The sequence below is a fragment of the Nostoc spongiaeforme FACHB-130 genome (assembly GCF_014698475.1).
Lineage (GTDB): Bacteria > Cyanobacteriota > Cyanobacteriia > Cyanobacteriales > Nostocaceae > Nostoc_B > Nostoc_B spongiaeforme.
This window is the reverse complement of sequence record NZ_JACJTB010000007.1, coordinates 33,123-54,403: the sequence shown is the minus strand read 5'-3', so window position 1 is coordinate 54,403 and position 21,281 is coordinate 33,123. Positions and strand designations below refer to the sequence as shown.

Annotated in this window: 18 protein-coding genes; 7 read left to right on the top strand and 11 right to left on the bottom strand. The window is 40.1% G+C overall.

Annotated features, from left to right (window positions below; genetic code table 11):
* The first annotated feature begins 3 nt into the window (after positions 1-3).
* Positions 4-1,074 carry a hybrid sensor histidine kinase/response regulator gene (locus H6G74_RS08555; protein ID WP_190967260.1) on the top strand — a complete coding sequence of 357 codons (1,071 nt, stop codon included), beginning with the start codon at positions 4-6 and terminating at the stop codon, positions 1,072-1,074.
* Between the two features lie 65 nt (positions 1,075-1,139).
* On the opposite strand, the gene H6G74_RS08550 is transcribed toward H6G74_RS08555, so the two are convergent.
* The gene (locus H6G74_RS08550) at positions 1,140-1,886 is read right to left on the bottom strand and encodes an ABC transporter ATP-binding protein (RefSeq protein ID WP_190870973.1); all 747 of its coding nucleotides are present in this window, start codon (positions 1,884-1,886) and stop codon (positions 1,140-1,142) included.
* A gap of 50 nt (positions 1,887-1,936) precedes the next feature.
* Positions 1,937-2,569: a Uma2 family endonuclease gene (locus H6G74_RS08545; protein ID WP_190967259.1), complete on the bottom strand. Its 633-nt coding sequence runs from the start codon at positions 2,567-2,569 to the stop codon at positions 1,937-1,939.
* A gap of 158 nt (positions 2,570-2,727) precedes the next feature.
* Here H6G74_RS08545 and H6G74_RS08540 point away from each other — a divergent pair, with 158 nt between their 5' ends.
* Together H6G74_RS08540 and H6G74_RS08535 are read left to right on the top strand one after the other, a co-directional pair.
* Positions 2,728-3,279, top strand: coding sequence for a Uma2 family endonuclease (locus H6G74_RS08540; protein WP_190967258.1), 552 nt, complete (start codon positions 2,728-2,730; stop codon positions 3,277-3,279).
* Between the two features lie 2 nt (positions 3,280-3,281).
* The gene (locus tag H6G74_RS08535) at positions 3,282-3,467 is read left to right on the top strand and encodes a DDE transposase family protein (protein WP_190967257.1); all 186 of its coding nucleotides are present in this window, start codon (positions 3,282-3,284) and stop codon (positions 3,465-3,467) included.
* Positions 3,468-3,475: 8 nt separating this feature from the next.
* Here H6G74_RS08535 and ctpC read toward each other — a convergent pair whose 3' ends face one another.
* The 3 genes from ctpC to H6G74_RS08520 form a co-directional block, all read right to left on the bottom strand.
* Positions 3,476-4,762, bottom strand: a complete 1,287-nt coding sequence (ctpC, locus tag H6G74_RS08530; protein WP_190967256.1) for a carboxyl-terminal processing protease CtpC — start codon at positions 4,760-4,762, stop codon at positions 3,476-3,478.
* Between the two features lie 338 nt (positions 4,763-5,100).
* Positions 5,101-6,327: a (E)-4-hydroxy-3-methylbut-2-enyl-diphosphate synthase gene (gene ispG, locus H6G74_RS08525; RefSeq protein ID WP_190594062.1), complete on the bottom strand. Its 1,227-nt coding sequence runs from the start codon at positions 6,325-6,327 to the stop codon at positions 5,101-5,103.
* A gap of 235 nt (positions 6,328-6,562) precedes the next feature.
* Positions 6,563-8,767 (bottom strand): LamG-like jellyroll fold domain-containing protein, encoded by a 2,205-nt coding sequence (locus H6G74_RS08520; RefSeq protein WP_190967255.1) that lies wholly within the window; start codon positions 8,765-8,767, stop codon positions 6,563-6,565.
* Between the two features lie 496 nt (positions 8,768-9,263).
* On the opposite strand from H6G74_RS08520, the gene H6G74_RS08515 reads away from it, so the two are divergent.
* Positions 9,264-10,289: an acyltransferase gene (locus H6G74_RS08515; RefSeq protein WP_190967254.1), complete on the top strand. Its 1,026-nt coding sequence runs from the start codon at positions 9,264-9,266 to the stop codon at positions 10,287-10,289.
* A 74-nt stretch (positions 10,290-10,363) separates the two neighbouring features.
* Here the strand turns inward: H6G74_RS08515 and rsmG are convergent, their stop codons facing one another.
* The 5 genes from rsmG to H6G74_RS08490 form a co-directional block, all read right to left on the bottom strand.
* Positions 10,364-11,113 carry a 16S rRNA (guanine(527)-N(7))-methyltransferase RsmG gene (gene rsmG / locus H6G74_RS08510; protein ID WP_190967253.1) on the bottom strand — a complete coding sequence of 250 codons (750 nt, stop codon included), beginning with the start codon at positions 11,111-11,113 and terminating at the stop codon, positions 10,364-10,366.
* A gap of 89 nt (positions 11,114-11,202) precedes the next feature.
* On the bottom strand, positions 11,203-11,877 hold the full coding sequence (locus H6G74_RS08505; protein WP_190967252.1) for an ABC transporter ATP-binding protein: 675 nt from the start codon (positions 11,875-11,877) through the stop codon (positions 11,203-11,205).
* A 320-nt stretch (positions 11,878-12,197) separates the two neighbouring features.
* Positions 12,198-12,347 carry a rhodanese-like domain-containing protein gene (locus H6G74_RS31800; protein WP_390849383.1) on the bottom strand — a complete coding sequence of 50 codons (150 nt, stop codon included), beginning with the start codon at positions 12,345-12,347 and terminating at the stop codon, positions 12,198-12,200.
* 99 nt (positions 12,348-12,446) lie between these two features.
* A complete protein-coding gene (locus H6G74_RS08495; RefSeq protein ID WP_190967251.1) occupies positions 12,447-14,582 on the bottom strand; it encodes a serine protease in 2,136 nt (711 codons plus the stop codon).
* A gap of 139 nt (positions 14,583-14,721) precedes the next feature.
* Positions 14,722-14,958, bottom strand: coding sequence for a hypothetical protein (locus H6G74_RS08490; protein ID WP_190967250.1), 237 nt, complete (start codon positions 14,956-14,958; stop codon positions 14,722-14,724).
* Between the two features lie 102 nt (positions 14,959-15,060).
* Here H6G74_RS08490 and H6G74_RS08485 point away from each other — a divergent pair, with 102 nt between their 5' ends.
* Genes H6G74_RS08485 through H6G74_RS08475 form a run of 3 tightly spaced genes read left to right on the top strand, consistent with a single transcriptional unit; the run spans position 15,061 to position 20,146 of the window.
* Positions 15,061-16,626 carry an NACHT domain protein gene (locus H6G74_RS08485; protein ID WP_190967249.1) on the top strand — a complete coding sequence of 522 codons (1,566 nt, stop codon included), beginning with the start codon at positions 15,061-15,063 and terminating at the stop codon, positions 16,624-16,626.
* Between the two features lies 1 nt (position 16,627).
* On the top strand, positions 16,628-18,883 hold the full coding sequence (locus H6G74_RS08480; protein ID WP_190967248.1) for a beta-propeller domain-containing protein: 2,256 nt from the start codon (positions 16,628-16,630) through the stop codon (positions 18,881-18,883).
* 33 nt (positions 18,884-18,916) lie between these two features.
* Positions 18,917-20,146: an ATP-binding protein gene (locus tag H6G74_RS08475; protein WP_313888469.1), complete on the top strand. Its 1,230-nt coding sequence runs from the start codon at positions 18,917-18,919 to the stop codon at positions 20,144-20,146.
* Between the two features lie 108 nt (positions 20,147-20,254).
* On the opposite strand, the gene hemB is transcribed toward H6G74_RS08475, so the two are convergent.
* Positions 20,255-21,235: a porphobilinogen synthase gene (gene hemB / locus H6G74_RS08470; RefSeq protein ID WP_190967247.1), complete on the bottom strand. Its 981-nt coding sequence runs from the start codon at positions 21,233-21,235 to the stop codon at positions 20,255-20,257.
* Positions 21,236-21,281: the final 46 nt, after the last annotated feature.

The window sequence follows — 21,281 nt, the reverse complement described above, 5'->3', positions numbered from 1 at the left end:
TCAATGGATACTCAACCCACTATTTTAGTCATTGATGATGAACCGGATAACTTTGATGTTGTTGAAACTTTGCTGGATGGTGAAAACTACCAGTTACACTATGCTCCTGATGGTCAACAAGCCCTAAGTCGCCTTGATAGTTTTCAGCCTGATCTAATTCTGCTTGATGTGATGATGCCTGATCTGGATGGAATGGAAGTCTGCAAACGCATCAAGTCCCAACCCAAGTGGCAAGCAGTACCAATTATTATGGTGACGGCATTAACAGCTAAAGAAGATTTAGCTCGATGTCTGGCTACAGGTGCAGATGACTTTATTAGTAAACCCGTTAATGGTGTAGAATTACGCGCCAGAGTTAATTCTATGTTGCGGATTAAACAGCAGTATGACAGCCTGCAACTATTGCTCAAACTGCGAGAAGACATGGTAAACATGATTGTCCATGATTTGCGAAATCCTTTGGCTAGTATTGTTTTAGGGGCTGAGATGCTGAAATTTCCCGGCTTATCTCAAAAACAGCAACAAGGCAAAGTCGAGCAAGTTTTACTGGCTGGACAACAACTCCAATCTTTAATTGATAGCTTGTTGCTGATGGCGAAGCTGGAATCAGGCAAAATGGTTCTCAATTACAGTCCAGTCGATTTACATTCTTTGTGTAAGTCAGCATTATCCGATGTCGAAGCGATCGCCGCTCAAAAGAAAATCACCTTCATTAGTGAATTACCAAACCCCGGTGACACAATTGAAATCGATGCTTTAATGTTCCGCCGCGTTTTAGATAATTTATTCACTAATGCCATTAAGTTTTCTCCATCAAATTCACAAGTTACCTTGCGTGCGGAATATTTACCAACAGGCGGGGCTAAATTACAAGTGATTGATTCTGGCAAAGGGGTTTCTGAAGATTTACGCAAAATTATTTTTGAGAAATATGAAGTAGGAACCAGGATGCCTGATGTGTCGCAAATTGGCTTAGGATTAGCTTTTTGTAAAATGGCAGTCGAGGCACATTGCGGCACAATTACCATTGAAAATAATCAATCTAGGGGTAGTATCTTTACAGTCACAATTTAAAATAATTCGGCATCAACCTATCTCTAATTCCTCGGTACTGACCTATCATCATCAAAAATTAATTATTATCCCAAATAAGCTTTTTTCACCCGCTCATCACTAATTAATTCTGATGCTGCACCTGTTAAAGTGATAGAACCAGCTTCGAGTACATATCCCCGGTCAGCAATTTGTAAGGCTAAATTTGCGTTCTGCTCAACTAATAAAATAGTTACACCTGTCGCCCTTAAATTTTCAATAATTGCGAAGATTTCTTTGACAATTGCTGGTGCTAAACCCAAGCTTGGCTCATCTAACAATAACAATTGTGGTCTACTCATTAAAGCCCTTGCGATCGCCAACATTTGTTGTTCACCACCACTGAGAGTTCCGGCTAACTGATTGCGGCGTTGTAACAATCGCGGAAATAACTCAAATTGACGTTGAATATCAGCTTTAATTTCTGCTTGATTAGAACGGATATAAGCACCTAATAATAAATTATCAAAAACAGTTTGCTTCGCCAAAACTCTCCGCCCCTCTGGACAATGGGCAATCCCCAATTTCACAACTTCATGAGGTTGACGGCGGGTAATATTGCGTCCACTATAAATAATTTCGCCACGCACAGGATTAACTATTTTGGATATAGCTCTGAGTGTAGTAGTTTTACCAGCACCATTCGCACCAATTAAAGTAACGACCTCACCTTTATTAATAGTTAAATTAATCTTTTTCAGTGCTTGAATCCCGCCATAGTTTACATCCAAATTTTGAACATCCAAAATCTTAAAATCTTCTGTATTTTCATATCGGCGTTCATCGGCGTTCATCGGTGGTTGCATCTCAAAAGTATCTATAAAAAATTATCTACCTTTGTGAATCATTTTTGTGTGGATACAAGAAAGTTCCGCAACCATCTAATTGCTTCGCTTGTCGTGTCTTCCCGCGCAATTCGGAAACATTGCTGTACAATTTCTGGAATGTTAGGAAAATAACTGCTTTCACTCAGTGTATAATCTTCCCCTTGTAACCTATAAATTAACAACTGTTTATTTCTCAGCAGCCAGACTTCCGGCACTTTATATACTAAATAATCATTAATATCGGTATAACTAGTAACATCTATTTCAATGGCTAAATCTGGCGGCAGATCATTTTGCCAATCAATCCGGCTTTTACCGACTGCTGATGGCCAATTTTCAATATAAAAGCAAAAATCAGACTCAATACCGCTAACCTCTGGCAAACTCATGGTGATGGGTGTAAACGACTCATACTTACGGTTTAAATAGTCAAGTATAGTTATTGCAACCAACGCCAGTAAGCTTGTATCTCTTCCATGTTCTGGTAATGGTGCCATCAATAAAATCTCCCCTGGTCGATATTTAATCCGAGGGATGGAGCGATCGCCTAAAACTGATACCATTCTTTGGTAGTCTTGCCAGTTTCCTAAAAGTTTGAGGACAGCACCAGCAGGGAGATGAATTTTTTCTGATGTAACTACGGTATTCATGAGTTATTTTATTTCGAGATGGGGAGCATCGAGAAATAATACGTCCTGATTAAATCCCCTAAATTTATTTATGGGGATTATCTTTTTACTTTTTACTTTTTACTTCTCACCCTCTTGCTAAGATAACATCATGATTGACATGGGAGGAATCAATCGTCATGAGTGTGATTGTGGCTAAATGGACGATTGACGAATATCATCGCATGATTGAGGCTGGCATTTTAAGCGATCGCCAAGTTGAACTTTTGCAAGGAGAAATTATCGAAATATCACCAGAAAGCGAACCTCATGCTTATTCTAGTGATGAAGCGGGTGAATATCTAGCAAAGTTACTGGGTGAACGAGCCTCAATTCGTGAAGCTAAACCAATTACCTTACCTAACAACTCTGAACCAGAACCAGATATTGCCATTGTCCAACGTTTGGGGCGGCAATATAAACACCATCATCCATATCCAGAAAATATTTTTTGGTTGATTGAGTATGCTAACTCTAGTTTAGAAAAAGATTTAGAGATCAAAACTAAAATCTACGCCCAAGCAGGTATTTTAGAATATTGGGTTGTGAATTTAAAAAAACAAAATATCGTCATTTTTCGAGAAATTCTCAATGGAGAATATACCTCAAAACAAACATTAACGGCTGGTACAATTCAGCCATTGGCATTTCCTAATATTAATGTTGCAGTAGAAAAAATTATTAATAACTAACAATGGAAAATACACAACTTTGGTATATTGTCAAGCGCAAAGCCCAAAATTGCGAAATCGTCCCCAGCAACTTAATTAGAGACGATGATCCAGAGATTATTGAAAAATGGGGGACATTTGCTTCCCAAGAAGAAGCGATCGCGCGGCGGATTGGATTAATCAGGGCTGGTAAATGCCAACCCATCTAACTAAAACCTTAATTTTTCTCCGCGCTAGTGATACCTTTGGCCGCAATCTGCTTACCTAAAATTTCCACGCCTTTAGCATATTGTGGATCAGCCATAGTGGCTAGTTTGTCACGCTCATGCAGCCATAAATCTTGCCGTTGAGCATCGCTCAAATCTACCTTCACATCGGGGTCAATCCCGTGCTTATTAATATCTTTACCGCTAGGAGTGTGATATTTAGCAATTGTCACCGCTAATCCTGAGCCATCATCTAAAGGACGCACAGACTGTACCAATCCTTTACCAAAGGTTTGAGTACCTACCAAAACAGCCCGCTTATTGTCCTTTAAAGCTCCCGATAAAATTTCACTAGCACTAGCAGAACCTTTATCTACCAAAACTACTAATGGTTTATTGGTGAGGGCGCGACCATTGGCAACTTCTCTCTCTTGCTCGCCTTGGCGGTCAATGGTAGAAACAATTGTACCTTTATCTAGCCACATCCGGGCAATTTCGACACTAGAGAATAACAAGCCACCAGGGTTGCCACGCAAATCGAGAACATAGCCAGCAACTTTCTTAGACTCTAAATCTTTGATGGCGTTTTGCATTTCTTTACCAGCATTAGCACTGAATTGGTTCAGGCGGATGTAACCGATATTCCCTGCTGGTGATTTTTTTTGCGAATAACGTACTGGATGAATTTCAATCCTGGCGCGTGTGATGTTGAACTGCTTGATAGCACCATTACGCTGAATTGTAAGTGTAACTTTAGTATTTGGTTCGCCACGGATTAAGGATACAGCTTGGTTTGTATCCATACCCTTAGTGCTTTTATCATTAATTTTGAGGATGATATCTTTGGCTAAGATTCCCGCCTTAAATGCTGGTGTATCTTCAATAGGCGCAATCACAACCAATTGCTTGGTTTTTTCATCCTGACTGATAGTAATACCGATACCTGTGAGTTCTCCAGAGGTATCAACCTGCATATTTTTGAACTCTTCCGGGTCCATAAACCGGGTGTAAGGATCACCAAGCTTCTTCAGCATTTCCCGGATAGATTTATAGGCTTCTTGCTGATTACTGTAGGACTTGTTCAGGTACTCCTTACGAACAGCCTGCCAATCTACTTGGTTAAAAGTGCCATCTACGTATTGGCGGTTAACAATTTGCCAAACTTCATCTACTGTTTCCTTGGGACTTGCTTTAAATAAAGCCTGACCACGCGAGTGAATGCCCAAGCTAGTAACAGCAATTGTGGAGAGTGTTACTGCCGTAGCACCCAAAACAAGCCTACTTTTTGTAATCACCATAATGACAGCTGTGTCAGAGGGAAAATAATAGTCAGTATGCCCAATCTAACACAGGTATTCTGCAAAGACCGGGTATGTATTTCTAATTTCATGAAAATACTTGACAATCCGGCGAAGTTGGGAAGTTGAAAGTTTGAAGTATGAAGGATGTAGACGCGCTTTGCGCGGCTTCCCGTTCGCGTAGCGTCTCCCTTTCGGAGAAGGGTAGTATGAAATTGAGCTTCAATTATTCCTTGTAGTGATGCTCTTGCGTACCTAACAACAGTCACTTCTTACAGAAAAGCAGCCCCAAGCATTTTTACATAACTTCATACTTCACACTTTACATTTCACACTTCTTATGGATCTACCCAACGCCCATCGGCTTTAATCAAATTGATTAACTCTTCTACACCTTGGTCTTCTGGAACTTTTTTAATTTCCTCTCGCCCGCGATATAAAGAAATGTAACCAGGAGTTTTGCCTACATAGCCATAGTCAGCATCTGCCATTTCGCCAGGGCCGTTGACAATACAACCCATCACAGCTATGTCTAACCCAGTTAAGTGTTTGGTGGCTTCCCGGACTTTATGTAGCACTTCTTCTAAGTTAAATAAGGTGCGTCCACAGGAAGGACAGGCGACATATTCCACCATTGTTTTCCGCAATCCCAATGCTTGCAAGATGCTGTAGCATACAGGAATTTCGTTTTCTGGTGCTTCTGTGAGGGAGACGCGGATAGTGTCACCAATGCCATCTGCTAGTAAGGTGGCAATACCGGCGGTGGATTTGATTCTGCCGTATTCACCATCACCTGCTTCTGTTACACCTAAATGTAAAGGATAGTCCATCCCTAATTCGTCCATCCTCTTGGCTAACAGACGATAGGCGGCTACCATAACAGGAACGCGAGAGGCTTTCATCGAAACCACTAAGTTGCGGAAATCTAATGATTCACAAATGCGAATAAATTCTAAAGCCGATTCCACCATTCCTTCTGGGGTGTCACCATAGGTAAATAGCATTCTTTCTGCTAGGGAACCATGATTTACCCCAATTCGCATCGCTTTGCCTTGGTCGCGCAAGGAAACTACCAGAGGTTCTAGAGTTTCACGGATTTTATCACCAATTTCCTCAAATTCAGATTGGGTATATTCGGTACGGTTGGCGTTTGGTTTTTCAAACACATACAAGCCTGGGTTAATCCGTACTTTCTCGATGTGTTTGGCAACTTCTAAAGCAATTTTCATACCATTGTGATGTACATCAGCCACGATAGGTACATCTTGGTAAGTTGTAATGATTTTTTGCTTAATTTCTGCCAATGCTACAGCGTGAGCGAGGCTAGGCACTGTGACACGAACGATTTCGCAGCCGACTTCGTGCAAGCGACGAATTGCGGCGACAGAACCATCAATATCAAGAGTGTCTTCGTTAATCATTGACTGCACCACGACAGGGTGTCCGCCGCCGATGGTGACATTGCCTACTTTGACTGGCCGAGTTTTACGCCGTTTGATTGTAGTATCAAAGGTGGGTTGACTAGATGTGGTGTTTGAGCTTGTAGGTGTAGGCAGAGTTTGCATAACTCATTCAGTAAATTTTTGTAGCTAAAATATTCAGACTAAACAATCCTGTCTCTCAGAGTGCCACAATGGGGGCTTTTTTTAGCGATGAGATGGGAAAAAAGCAGATGTACGATCGCCATACCTCATCATATATAGCAGGTGATAGGTGACAGGTGATAGAGATAAAATGAAAAGCGATCGCCGTGATGATGCGATCGCTCTCTATCTTTAACTATTTTAGTTCTGTGCTTAATTACTGCTTAAATAGCTGCCAAGCTATCAGTAATACCAGCAAAATCAGAAATAAATAAACAATTAGGTCGGTTTTATCATATTTAGCCTTGGTTGGGGTCTGAGGCTGATTGTTGTTAGCTTTGACATGATTTGTGTCTGGTTTTGGTTGCGGTGTAACTGGTTTAACAGGTGCAACTTGTTCCGCCACTGGAAGGTTATTGGTTTCTGGTTGTGGTGTGACTGGTTCAACAGGTGTGACTTGTTCCGCCACTGGAAGATGATTAGTTTCTGGCGGTGATGGTGGTGTGACTGGTTGAACAGGTTTGACTTGTTCTACCACGGGAAGATTATTGGTTTCTGGCGGTGATGGCGGTGTGACTGGTGCAACAGGAGTGACTTGTTCCGCAGTCGGTTTACTATCTTCAACAGGAATAACTTCCAGCTTCCACTCATTACCGATACCAGTTCCCCAAGTGGTGACACCTTGTTGAGAGTCTGGACGGTGTAAGTAATCACCTTTCCAAGATTTTAGCCTGATGGTGCGATCGCTTACCGACTCCACCAGCCATTCATTACCAACATCTGTACTCCCAGTGGTAACACCTTGTTCTGAATCTGGACGGTGCAAGTAATCACCTTTCCAAGATTTTAGTTTGATGATGCGATCGCTTACCGACTTCACCAGCCACTCATTACCGACACCTGTACCCCAAGTGGTGACACCTTGTTGAGAGTCTGGACGATGTAAATAATCACCTTTCCAGGATTGCAGCCTGATTTTGCTATTGTTTGCTAGATTTACTGCTGCATTTGTAGAATTTTTTTCAGGCTCGATGTTAGTTGCGGGTGCAGGTTTGATGAGTAGTTCTTGCTGTTGCCAAATCGCACCATTAACTGTACCGTTATTTGCACGACTAGTCTTGTCAGCTACAACAGTACCGGAACATTCATTTAACTGCCAGTAGCCAACTAACCCGTCCTCATTTCCTGCAAGTCTGCTGTGCAGATGCTGTTGAATTTCTGCTTGGCTGCGAGCAATATTCCAAACCCGCACTTCTGATATTTGACCATCAAAGTAACCATCCTGTGGCCAGTTACTTCTACCAATGTAGTTTTGTGTCCGGTTAATATTTGCTGGGAGTTGTAGCTGTCCACTTTGAATTAACTCACCATTTTTGTAAAGTTTCGCCAATCCCGACTGATCAATTGTTGCAGCTAAGTGCATCCACTTGCCAGTTTCTAGAACTGCGGCGCTAGTAATTCGTCTTTCTCCGGCGCTAGTCTTGACATCTAACGCTAGTTGATTAGTGGTTTCTGGATTGGCAAAAACAATATTATTACTGTTTACACCATTGCCAAAATCGATAATTCTTGACCAATATTTAAAGCTGTTGTAGCGTACCCATGCTTCTACACTAAAGCCCTGAGAATAATCAATATTTACAGCAGGTAAAGATACATAGTTATTTTGACCATTAAATTCTAAAACACACTGTCTAAATGCAGTTGGAAATTCATAAAGTTCTTGAATATCTACTTCAGATAATGCTCGATTATAAATTCGCACATCATCTATCACACCTTTGAAAAATTCGGTATGAGAGTTATGGGCTGCACCAATTTTTAAAGTTAAAGAATTAGTACTAACTGTCTCACTATGATGTTGTCCTGAACCATCAAGATTACCATCTAAATAAAAGGTTGATACACCTTTAGAAAAAACTACAGCTACGTGATGCCACTCGTTGAGAGAATAAGCAGTGTGAGCAGATACATTTTGTTTTCCGCCAGTGAGACGCAATCTTCTACCAGTACTGCCATCGTAGGTATCAAAATTATAGCCATCGTTGACACCTGCTGTCGTTTTGTCAATTAGTCTGTAACCCTTTAATGAATTATCTTCTGGTTGGTTAATCCAGAGGGAAATAGTAAAGTTATCTGTAAGGTTGAGCAAATCATTGTGGGGAATTTCGATATAGTCATCAATGCCATCAAATTGATAAGCACTGTTAGAATTCCCAAATCTATCCTTGGTGAGTGTTGCACCATAGACAGATCCATGAAGTCCGTTTCCACTGCTATCATCTGCATTGCCGTTAAATGGATAATGAGCTACTAAACCTTGTTTGATTAGTTCTGTTGCTAATTCTTGAAACTCTGCACTACTCAAAATCCATGCGTCAGAATTGCTGACAATTTTGCTCAGTTTTTCAGCAGCTTGCATAATTATTTCCCTGTGTTGTTGATTGAAATGAATGACCTTTTGAAGCTTAATGATGATTGAGAGATGTTTCGCAGTCCTATGCTTCAAAAATTGGTTAAAATGTGGGAATTTCTAGTGAAAATTAATGATACTCATTTCCACTTCATCAAGATATCTACTTATTTGCTGATCGTCCTACGTGTAATTACTGGAATCTCTGGAAATCTACTGAAAACCAGGACTTTATTATTACTATGAGTTAAATTAGTAAATTTGTATGATTGTGAATTTTTAGAACTTCAAAGTGCTGAATTTTGAGAGGCGATCGCACTCATACCAATTATTTCCCAAAATGCACGAACCCTCTCATAACCTTTCCTAGTCTAGTGAAGTACAAATTTATCTGTTTCTATGTGAAGATGGAAGAAATATTAAATTCTTTGAATGAATTGGGTTTTCAGTATTGCCATACACCTTTTTAGTACATTCAAAATCAGCCTCTAAAGTTTTTACAAAAATGAAGAATAAAGATTTATCATTTCAAGCTTTGCGCGGAATAGCGATTATCGCAGTAGTTGCAATTCACGCATCTGGTATTAATAATGAGACTGATCTGAATTATGGTTTATCCATGATTTTTAGACAATTACTTAATTTTGCCGTTCCTGCATTTATCTTCATTTCTGGTTATTTTACACCAAATTATGAGTTTACGAAACTATCAGATTATTTAGATTTTTATCAGAAAAGACTTAGCAGGATACTGATCCCTTATTTTTCATGGTGTATTTTAATAATTTTATTTTATAAGCATAATTATCAATGGAATTGGAGCAAAATTATTATAGATGTAATAACAGGGCAGATTTTAGTCCCTTATTACTTTATAATCGTTCTTGTGCAGCTAATTTTGTTGACACCTTTAATGCTTACGTCTACAAAAAGTATAGTTAAGAACTTTTTATGGTTATCACTGTCTCCTTTATCGCTTCTTGGATTATATTTTTCTCGCTTGTATCTTCATTATGATGTTCGATTTCCTTGGTACGCGCTTCCTTTTACTGTATGGGTTAGTTTTTACTATTTGGGCATTCTAGCAACTCAAAGTCAACTAACTATTAAAAATCAGAATTTCAAAAAAATTATTTTAATTTATATAGGCTCTATATTTTTAGCTATACTTGAGGCATTTTACCTTTGGAGAGTTTACAATCTCACAGCTTTTGCAGACTCCCAAATTAAGGCTTCATCCTTTTTCTCTTCATTTTCATTAATATTATTATTCTTGGCAGCGCGAAAAAAAACTGATAATTGGCCAAGATTTTTAATTATTATTGGTGAATTTTCTTTTGGTATCTACTTATTTCATATACCAGTACTTGATTTGATGAATAGAATAACTAATAAGTTTGGCTTTCAAAATTTTTGGATAGCACAATTATTGATAAATTCTTGCGGAGTGATAGCTTTATGCTGTCTTGTAATTTCTGCGGTAAGAAAAGTTACAAGTGTTCAATTTTCGCAGAAATATTTAGGAATGTAGAAGGAAATCACTTGGCTAACCGCAATCCTTATGATATCTTTGTCATACTTTTATCTCTCATAAGTATTTCAAGGTCACAATGGCTTTTGATGCGGGACACCAACCGCGCGGGGAAATTGAGGCGGTGTGCTTGCTATCTTTCGCAAATATAAGCAGTGGCGGATGCTATTAGTTAGGGGAGTCGTGAATTGTTCAATTGCTGCAATTTCACCACCTAACTGTTTCACAGCATTTTGCAAAACTGTGGTTTCTTCTTCTGTCCAAGTACCTCGGTAAATTACGGCTAAACCACCTTTTTTAATTAATGGTAGGCTGTACTCTGCACATTCGGAAGCTGTACCGACGGCGCGAATCAGGGCAAGATCATAGGTTTGGCGGTGCTGAGTTTGTTGACCAATTTCTTCAACTCTGCCAACGAGAGTTTTGCAATTGCTGAGTTCTAGTGTAGTTAATACTTTATCGATAAAAGCAATTTTTTTGCGGGTGGAATCTAACAGAGTAATTGTGCTGTTGGGTGCAATCATTCCTACGGGAACGCCGGGAAAACCTGCACCTGTACCAATATCAATGACAGATGCACCTGTTTGGAGAGATGCAATAAATTGGTTGTTTAGTACAATTCCCCGCAAGGAATCCCAGAGATGTTTTTCCCAAAATTCTTGGGGTGCGGTGATGCGAGTTAAGTTTAATTGGCTGTTACCTTCCAGAATTAACTCATAAAGTTGCTGGAATTGTGTCTGTTGCTGTGTAGTTGGTTGCCAATTGAGGGTTTGCTGCCAAATTTCTGCCATTTCTGGCAGCAAGGGAGTGGTGGAATTTGTCATTAGTCAATAGTCAATGGTAGATAGTCAATAGTTATTAGTTCTTCTCTTCTTCCTTGTCTCCCTTATCTTCATACACCCTTATTTTTGATTCACGCTGCTGGTTGGGGTTCTTTCACTTTACTACTAAGTGTCGCTGGATCAACTGATTGCAGTTCGCCGTGATTGAGTGTCCAACAACGGTCAGCGATCGCTAACATATCTCCAGCATCATGTGTTACTACTAACAATGTCCAGTCTTGTTTGAGTTTTGCCAATAAATTAACTAGTTGCTGGCGCATTGACCAATCTAAACCGGCTGTCGGTTCATCTAATAACAAGACGTTTGGCTGACGAATTAACTGCACTGCTAAAGCTAAACGCCGTTGCTGTCCTCCACTTAAAGCATAAGGCGCAGCAGACAACGATAAATGCTCTAATCCCACTTCGCTGAGGGCTTGCTTGACTCGTTCTGTTCCTAACTCTGGATGTCCTAAGCGCAATTCTTCTAAAATTGTCCCGCCGCAAAAGTGCCGTTCAGGAAACTGAAACACAATTCCAGCTAGTTGTTGTAATTGTTCGGCGATGAGTGGTTGTTCTCGCCAAAACACTCCGCCAGAAGTTGGTTCGGCCAGTCCAGACAGGATTTCGAGTAAGGTGCTTTTCCCAGAACCACTAGGGCCAATAATTAAACCTAATTGCTGAGGCGGTAATTCCAAGTTAACTGACTTCAAAATCGCGGTTGGGCAAGCTGTGGGATGATAAATTAAATTTCTCAGATAGAGCATTTGTTAAAATTACCAAAATTGGCGAATAGCTTAACTAAATAAGTACACTTGGACAAGTCCGCACCGATTCATGCTATGTTACCTGCTTTAAGCTTAATCTCACAGCTAGGCTATCTCTCCATTTTGGCAGAACAACTCATGAATCAGGCGGCAAAAATTACTTAATTCAAAAATTGTGCAAGCTGTCTGACTAAAATACGTGAATTTACTTTGTTTGTTCCTAAGAGGTTGTTTGAAAAGTGGCTGGTTGTGATGATTAGCACTTCTTGATCTAAAAATAAAAGGCTGGGAGATGTTACTATCTACCCAACCTTTTATCCTCAGAGTATGATGCAATAGCAAACATAGAATCGTGACTTATCCAGCATCTCAGTTGAATTGAAACAGATTTCTTTGTGTGGTAGGTTCAACGCGCCTGGAATATGTTCTTCTGCAAAAGCATCTGCTGAACGGCCATCAACAACGGTTATTACCTGTCATTTGTTGAGGGCAACGTATAGATCCCATGAATCCATCTCATACGCAAGTTTACGTTGATATTGGGCCATTTGATCTATATTGTGTCCTTGCTAACGCTGACGTTTTCTAATTACTTCTAACACTTGCTGATAAGCGGCTGTGTTTCCTTGCATTTTATACAAATTCGCTGCCGTTTCTAAATCAGTGATACTTGCTGGTATTTCGCCTAAATCATACCGAGCTAAACCCCGGTTATGGTAGGCTTGGGCATAGTTAGCATCAATATTAATCGCTTTATTATAATCAGCGATCGCACCTTCTAAGTCTCCCAAGTTTCTGTACACATTGCCGCGATTGTAGTAAGCAAAGGTATAATTGGGGATAATTTTCAAAGCTTGATTATAATCAGTCAAGGCTCCTTGTAAATCATTAATATCATACTTAGCATTGCCGCGATTATTGTAGGCATAAGCATAATTAGGATTAATTTTGATTGCCTGACTGTAATCAGCGATCGCGCCTTGTTTATTGCCTAAATCAAAGTAAACATTACCGCGATTATAATAAGCTTCAGAATTATTAGTATTGCTCTTGATGGCTTGGCTATAATCTGCAAGTGCCTTTTGTTTTTCACCTAAATAATAAAAGGCGTTACCTCTGCCGTTGTAAGCAGCCGAATAATTAGCATTGAGTTTAATTGCTTGGTTATAATCTGCGATCGCTGCTGGTAAATCTTTCAAATCAGAGCGAGCATTCCCCCGATTATAATAAGCTTCGGCATTATTAGGACTAGCTTTTAAAGCTAAAGTATAATCAGTAATTGCCCCTTGTTTATCACCTAAATAATAACGAGAATTGCCCCTACCGTTGTAAGCTGAAGAATGATTAGGGTTGATTTTCACAGCTTGAGAATAATCTGCGATCGCTCCTTGATAATCACCCAAATCATAACGAGTATTACCCCGATTATTATAGGCAAAAACATAGTTAGGGTTAATTTTAATCGCTTGATTGTAATCAGTTATTGCTCCTTGCTTATCACCTAAACTCGCACGAGTATTAGCCCGATTATAATAAGCTTCCGCATTCCCTGGGTCAACTTTAATAGCTTGATTATAATCAGCCAACGCCCTTTGCTTATCTCCTAAAGCATAATGGGCATTACCGCGATTATTGTAAGCAGAAGAATAATTAGGATTCAATTTCAAAGCTTGGTTATAATCAGCCAGCGCCCCCCGTCTATCATCAAAATCATACAAAATATTACCGCGATTGTAATAAGCAAAGGCATATTCAGGATTAATTTTTAAAGCTTGGTTGTAATCTTTCAGAGCGCCTTGCTTATCACCCAAATAATAACGCGCATTTCCCCTATCATTGAAAGCATAAGAATACTGAGGATTCAGCCGAATAGCTTGATTGTAAGCTTCTATTGCTCCTTTATAATCACCTTTTTTATACTTATCTCCGCCTTGAATGTAAAAATCATCTGCCTTTGGTTCTTTAGGAGTTGGTTGTGTCAACGCACCGACTCTTGTACCTACCTCAGCTTTTGGTAAAGTCCGCAAAAAAGTATTAATCGGAATACCCAAATTAAAGCCAGTTTTAATAATTACATCGGGATTCTTATCAGAAATTTGATAATTTTCTGCGGTGTCACCTCTACCGTGAATCCCCACTAACTCACCTTTGTCATTCAGCACCGGGCCGCCACTCATCCCCGGCAGTGTATCATTACTGTAAACTAAAGCGTAACCATCCCGCAGGGCTTTAGAAGCGTTAGCAGTGACCCGCCCTTCCACAAAATTGTAAATTGAGATAGAAATAGCTGCACTTGGCCGAGGAAACCCCGCCACATAAGATGTTGCACCTTCACTAATGTCATCAGAGTTGCCTAATTTCGCCACAGGATAAGTTTTGCTGCTAGTAAACTGCCCAATAGCTAAATCTACTCCTGGCATCTTTTTCACAGTGTCGTACTTTAACTCATAACGGCTATCATCAGGAGTGATAACTGTATATTTATCTGGGTTATCAATGACGTGTTTAGCGGTTAATACAGTGTAAGTATCACCCTCTCGACGAATAATTACCCCAGAACCAGAACCATTTTGATTTTCAATCAGCACCGTCATCGCTTTCGCAACTTTGCTGACTTCCGTTGAAGAAAGGGCTACAGCCTGCGGTTGCACAATAGCAACTGAAACGCCAATCAGTGCTGGTGTTAATAAATAATTAAATTTCATAACGATTTTGCTATGGTTGCGGTTAGTAATTGCTTAAAAGTATATTGATAATTTTTTTATATCATCCTCACGATACTGAAATCAGCAATTGTTGAATTCTTATCATAGAGTTTAATGTTTTTTAATTAGCGATCGCCTTTTAGACGTGAAACTTCGACTGGAGAAAATGAAAGTTGAGCCTCTGAGGTCGAAGTTTGAGGTTCTGAAGTTGAAATGAAAAAGCGATCGCTCCACCTTTCAGGATATTTTCAGGATAATCGAGCGATCGCACCTCACCAAAGACAATCACAACACCTCTAGCGTTCTTCTCTGCGCCTCTGCGCGGCAGTCGCTTCAAGTCGGTAAACCCGCCCAACGCGCTGCCTTGCCTCTGCATGAGATAGCTAAAGCAGTAATATGGCTTAATACAGGCTAATTTGCACTATCTTTCGCTAAGATAAGTTAAAAGGTGTAAAAATTATCTCTATCCATAGTAAAAATGAGTATTGACCCTGTAGTTAATGCCCTTAAAAGTCTTGCTAAACCAGCGGCTTCTTTAGTTATTAATCAAGCTCAACGTAATGAAAGCGTAGTTAGACTTTTAAAACAATTCAATTTTGATCCAATACAACCACCCAGAGATGTTGATAGCGTTTATGTTTATTCTTTAATTAAGTATGGTGTAAATAAGCCAGAAGCAATTTTAAATCTTTTTAGAGAGAAAGAAACTAAAAAGGCTTTTTGGAGTGCTTATACTTCTAACAATCCCTTGGGTTTTTACAAAGAAGTAGAAAAGTTTTTGCAGCAAAAAAATTTAAAAATCGATATTCAACGGTCAAGAATTGATCTGCGATCAGAGTTAGAAGAATTTGGTGAAAAATTTATTGAAGTTGCTAAAGAAAGCTGCTCTACTGATTTTCAGCCTTTTCCTGAATGGAATTTAGACGAGTATCCCGCAGAATTTAAGTCATTAATTAGAGAAAAAATTCGCTCGTTTTGCGGTCGTCAATTTGTATTTGACACATTTCAGAAGTTTCGCAACCAACATTCTAGAGGTTATTTTACTGTGGTGGGTGATGCAGGAATGGGGAAAAGTACCATTGCTGCTAAATACGTCTGGGACAATAAATCACCATGCTATTTTAATATTCGCTCCGATGGTCGTAATCGTGCCGAGCTATTTCTAGAAAGTATTCGCAAACAATTAATTAAGCGTTACCAGTTGCAAAATGTCGAGAAGGCTAATTTAGCTGATTTATTAGAACAGGTTAGCAAAAAACTACCTGCTGGAGAATATCTTGTAATTGTAGTTGATGCACTGGATGAAGTGGTACAAGAAACAGGCGGGAATCTTTTAGAATTACCAACAGCACTTCCTGAACGTATCTATTTTCTCCTGACTAGAAGACCATATACTATAGATAGAAAACGCTTGTCAGCACCAGATATCCCGACAGAAGAGCTAGATTTAAGGGTAAGTCAGTATGCTAGTTTAAGCCTTGAAGACATTAAAGAATATATTCGGTTCTTCTTAGATATTGATCCAGACTATAAGAATGCAATTAGACAATGGATTCAAAACCGCAATATTTTTGATCAAGATTTTGTTGAGCAGGTAGCAACTAAAAGTGAAAATAATTTTATGTACCTGCGTTATGTTTTGCCAGGAATTGCTAAGGGTGAATATAATGACTTGAGTTTAAGGCAATTACCCGATGGTCTACAACAATATTATCAAGTCCATTGGGATCGCATGAAAATGGATGACGAACTCCAGAACTTAAAAGTATTTATTCTGTTTATTTTAGTGGAGATTGGCACACCAATTCCTTCCGAAATGATAGCGGCTATTGCCAAACAAGAAGAATATCATGTGCAATTAGTTTTAGATGAGTGGGTTGAGTACTTGAAGCTGCAAAATATTAAAGAAGAAAACTGCTACAGCATTTATCATGCTAGTTTTCTAGACTTCTTGAAAGGAAAAAGGGTTTTAGATTCTAGACGAAAGTTATTTCAAGAAGTTAATCAAGGCATTGCAGACTACCTTGTAAGTAGGATGGCGTGACATGGAAAGTTTTGCAGACAAATTAGCGACACAAACTCCTGCTTTTCAACGTGCTTACTTGGGTAATTTAGCCTCAAGCTTGGTGAAGTCAGGAAAATTGGAGAAGTATTACCAAACTCTAACTGATTTTGATTTTCTGGAGGCAAAAATTAACCATCCTGATTTTGGAGTGCAGCCGCTCATTGAGGATTATAATTTGCTGGCAGAATCAACAGAATCAAAGCACACAGAATTTCCTTCAGAAAACATTAAATCACTAGAATTAATACAAGAAGCACTATCACTATCGGCACATATTTTAGCAGAAGATAAAACACAACTTGCAGGGCAATTGTTAGGGCGCTTGTTGTACTTCAAAGAAATGCCAGAAATTCAGTCAATGCTGGAGGTTGCACAGTGCTGGAAAACAAAACCCTGGTTACGTCCTCTTACACCTAGCTTAATTGCTCCCAGTGGGCCATTACGACGCACTCTAACAGGTCATAGTAAATTAGTGAGGGCAGTTACTATTACCCCAAATGGCGAGTACGCTATTTCAGCATCTGATGACTGCACACTCATAGTCTGGAAGTGGCAAAAGAGAGAAGTTGTACATATTCTAAATGGTCATAGTGAACCAGTGTATGGAGTCGCTATTACCCCAAATGGCGAGTACGCTATTTCAGCATCTGGTGACTGCACACTCAAAGTTTGGAATTGGCAAACTGGGGAAATTGTCCGCACCCTAGAAGGTCATAGTGAAGGCGTGGGGGCAGTTGCTATTACCCCAGATGGAAAGTACGCTATTTCAGCTTCTGATGACTGCACACTCAAAGTTTGGAATTGGCAAACTGAGGAAATTGTCCGCACCCTCAAAGGTCATAGTAACAGCGTGTGGTCAGTTGCTATTACCCCAGATGGCGAGTACGCTATTTCAGCTTCTGCTGACAGCACACTCAAAGTTTGGAATTGGCAAACTGGGGAAATTGTCCGCACCCTCAAAGGTCATAATAAAACCGTGTCAGCAGTTGTTATTACCCCAGATGGAAAGTACGTAATTTCTGGTTCATTCGACCGTATCATCAAAGTCTGGGACTGGCAAACTGGTGAAGTTATTCGTACTCTCAATAACCGTAGTCCAGAGCGTGATAACACAATATGGGCAGTCGCTATTACTTTAGATGGGAATTATATAATTTCTGGCTCACGCGACGCTAATTTCTTAGTCTGGAATTGGCGAACTCAAGAAGTAGTGCGTATCCTAAAAGGCCATAGTAACTCAGTACTTGCTTTAGCCTTGACTCCGAATAATAAGTACGTGATTTCTGCTTCTGCTGATGCCACACTTAAAGTTTGGGACTGGCAAATCAATGAAATCGAACATATCCACAATGGTCACACTTTCTGGGTACGAGCTGTTACTACAAACCACGATGGAAACTACGCAATTTCAGCTTCTGCTGACAGCACACTCAAAGTCTGGAGTTGGGATACTGGAGAAGTGGTACGTACTCTCAATGGTCATAATCATTGGATATATGGAGTTGCCATTACTAGAGATGGCAAGTATGTAATTTCTGCTTCTAGTGACTACAGTCTAAAAGTCTGGAATTGGCGCACTGGAGAAATTTTACGTACTCTCATTGATGAGAGTAGTGGGGTAAGTGCAGTCGCTATTACCCCAGATGATAAGTATGCAATTTCTGGCTCATTCGACAGCACACTCAAAGTCTGGAATTGGCAAACTGGGGAAATTGTCCGCACCCTAAAAGGTCATAGTGACAGCGTGTCGGCAGTCGCTATTACGCCAGATGGTAAGTATGCGATTTCTGGTTCATCTGACAGCACACTCAAAGTTTGGAATTGGCAAACTGGGAAAATTGTTCGCACCCTAACAGGTCATCTTGAATCTGTAAATTCAATTGCTATGACCCCCGATGGTCAATACGCGATTTCTGCTTCTGATGATAGTACCCTCAAAGTCTGGAATTGGCAAACTGGGAAAATTGAACTAACCTTCAACGGTCATGGTAATCAAAATGTGCGTGTAGTCGTCGTGACCCCAGATGGCAACTACGCAATCTCTGGTTCACATGACAATGGACTACTCAAAATTTGGAATTGGCGGACAGGAGAAGTAATTGCTACTTTCACTGGAGAGATTACAATTAGTTCCTGCGTGGTTACACCCGATGGTACAAAAATCTTTGTTGGGGAAGCATTAGGAAGGGTACATTTTTTGAAGTTGGAAGGAAGTCCCTTGAATTTAAAAAATTAAAGTATAATACTTTTTCGCAATTCCTGAACTAATATGTTAGCGAACCGTCTTAGACAAGCAGCTAACTATATTCTCATAATTATGAATTCACCACCCACACCGCACACTACTAATCATCCCAGAAGCCACCCTACGGAATTTCAGCAAATTATTAACGTAAAAAGCCACAATTTTATCGGGCGCAATTTTGTCTTCGCGGCAATTAATGAATTTATTCACCGCTATCAGCGCGGTTACTTTACTATCATTGGCGCACCCGGTAGCGGTAAAAGTGCAATTTTAGCTAAATATGCCCTAGATAATCCTGATGTTGTTTATTACAACGTAGAAGTTGCGGGTAAAAATCGTGCTGAGGAATTCTTAAAAAATATCTGCACGCAATTAATAGAGATGTTTATAATATCTCTAGATAACCAACCGGAAAACACTACACAAGGGAGTTGGTTTTTATCTTTGCTACTTCAGCAAATCAGTGATGGGTTAGCACCCAATCAAAAGTTAGTTATTGCAATTGATGGCTTAAATTTTATTGACCGCAATAGTCAATCTCCTGGTGCAAATTTGTTTTATCTCCCGCGTTATCTTCCTGATGGGGTTTATTTTCTCCTCAGCCGCCGACCATTTTTCCCAGAAAAGTCAGGTTTGTTAATTGAAGCACCGTTCCAAAGTCTTGATTTAGCAGATTATGAGGCAGAAAATCGGCGAGATGTTGAGGGTTATATTCAGAAGTACCTAACCGCAGAAGAGATCCCCCCAACCCCCCTTGAAAAGGGGGGCAAAGTTCCCCCTTTACTAAGGGGGGCTAGGGGGGATCTAAAATATTGGCTAAATAACCACCATATCAGTGAGCAGGAATTCTGCACGCGCCTCACCACTGAATCGGAAAATAATTTTATGTATCTCAGTCAAATCATAAATGCGATCGCTGATAATTTCTACTCTGAACCATTCCAATACAATCAACTCCCTCCAGGTTTAGAGACATATTATCAGCAGCATTCACAAACAATCATGCCACCAGAAGAACACTCAGAATTTAAGCTTGCGGTATTGAATGAATTAGTCAAGCAGCAACAACCAATATCAGCCGCCGCAATTGCTGAAATTCTAGAGACAGATGAATTTGAAGTTGAAGAAGTTCTAGAAAACTGGCTAGAGTTCTTGCAACAAGAAAAAAACTCAGACGAAACCTATTACAGTCTTTATCATTCCCACTTCCGCGACTGGTTAAGTAGACAACAAATCGCTCCACCATCGATGTAATAAAGGATAAAAGACAAATAATCCCACGCCTAAACACCAAAACACTAAGAAATATTTTGCGCCTTTGCATTTTTGCGTGAGATTTGCTGATAACTCAGAAAAAGCCACTTACCGCAACCATCTAGCTGCATCTTTGGCATGGTAAGTTAAAATCAAGTCTGCACCGGCACGCTTAAAGCCAGTTAAAGTTTCCATAACTACACGCTCTTCATCAATCCAGCCATTCAAAGCCGCAGCTTTTATCATGGAATACTCACCGGAAACGTTGTAAGCTGCAACAGGTAAGTTACTTGCTTCCTTCACCCGCCAAATAATATCCATGTAAGCCAACGCAGGCTTAACCATGAGCATATCCGCACCTTCGGCAATATCTAATTCAATTTCTTTTATGGCTTCTCGGCTATTTCCAGGATCCATTTGATAAGTTCTTCTGTCGCCAAATTGGGGTGTGGACTCAGCCGCATCCCGGAAAGGCCCATAATAAGCGGAAGCATACTTAGCAGCATAAGACAAAATAGGTGTATCTTGGAAACCAGCTTCATCTAATGCAGTCCGAATTGCGTGGACAAAACCATCCATCATTCCTGAAGGCGCGATGATATCTGCACCAGCTTTGGCTTGAGAAACGGCGGTTTTCTTGAGCAATTCCAAGGTGGGGTCGTTGAGGACTCGTCCGGTTAAATCACCCACTTGCAAGTAACCGCAATGACCATGACTGGTGTATTCACACAAGCAGGTATCAACAATGACAATCAGGTCGGGAACTGATTCTTTAACAGCAGTGGCAGCTTTTTGGACAATTCCGCAATCATGCCAAGCACCAGTAGCATCAGCGTCTTTATCTTCGGGAATGCCAAATAAAATAATGGCGGGAATGCCTAAGTCGTAAACTTCTTTGGCTTCTTCCACAATTTTGTCTACCGATAATTGGTAGACTCCCGGCATAGATTTAACTTCCTTGGCAATTCCGTCACCTGGTACAGCAAACAGGGGGTAAATTAAATCGTTGGTTGTGAGGATGGTTTCACGTACCATCCGACGCAGTTGGGGGTGGCTACGCAAACGACGGGGACGTTGTATGGGAAACATAGTTTTTGTCAAGGAAACGATGTAATGGACACAAGTCAAAGCGGCA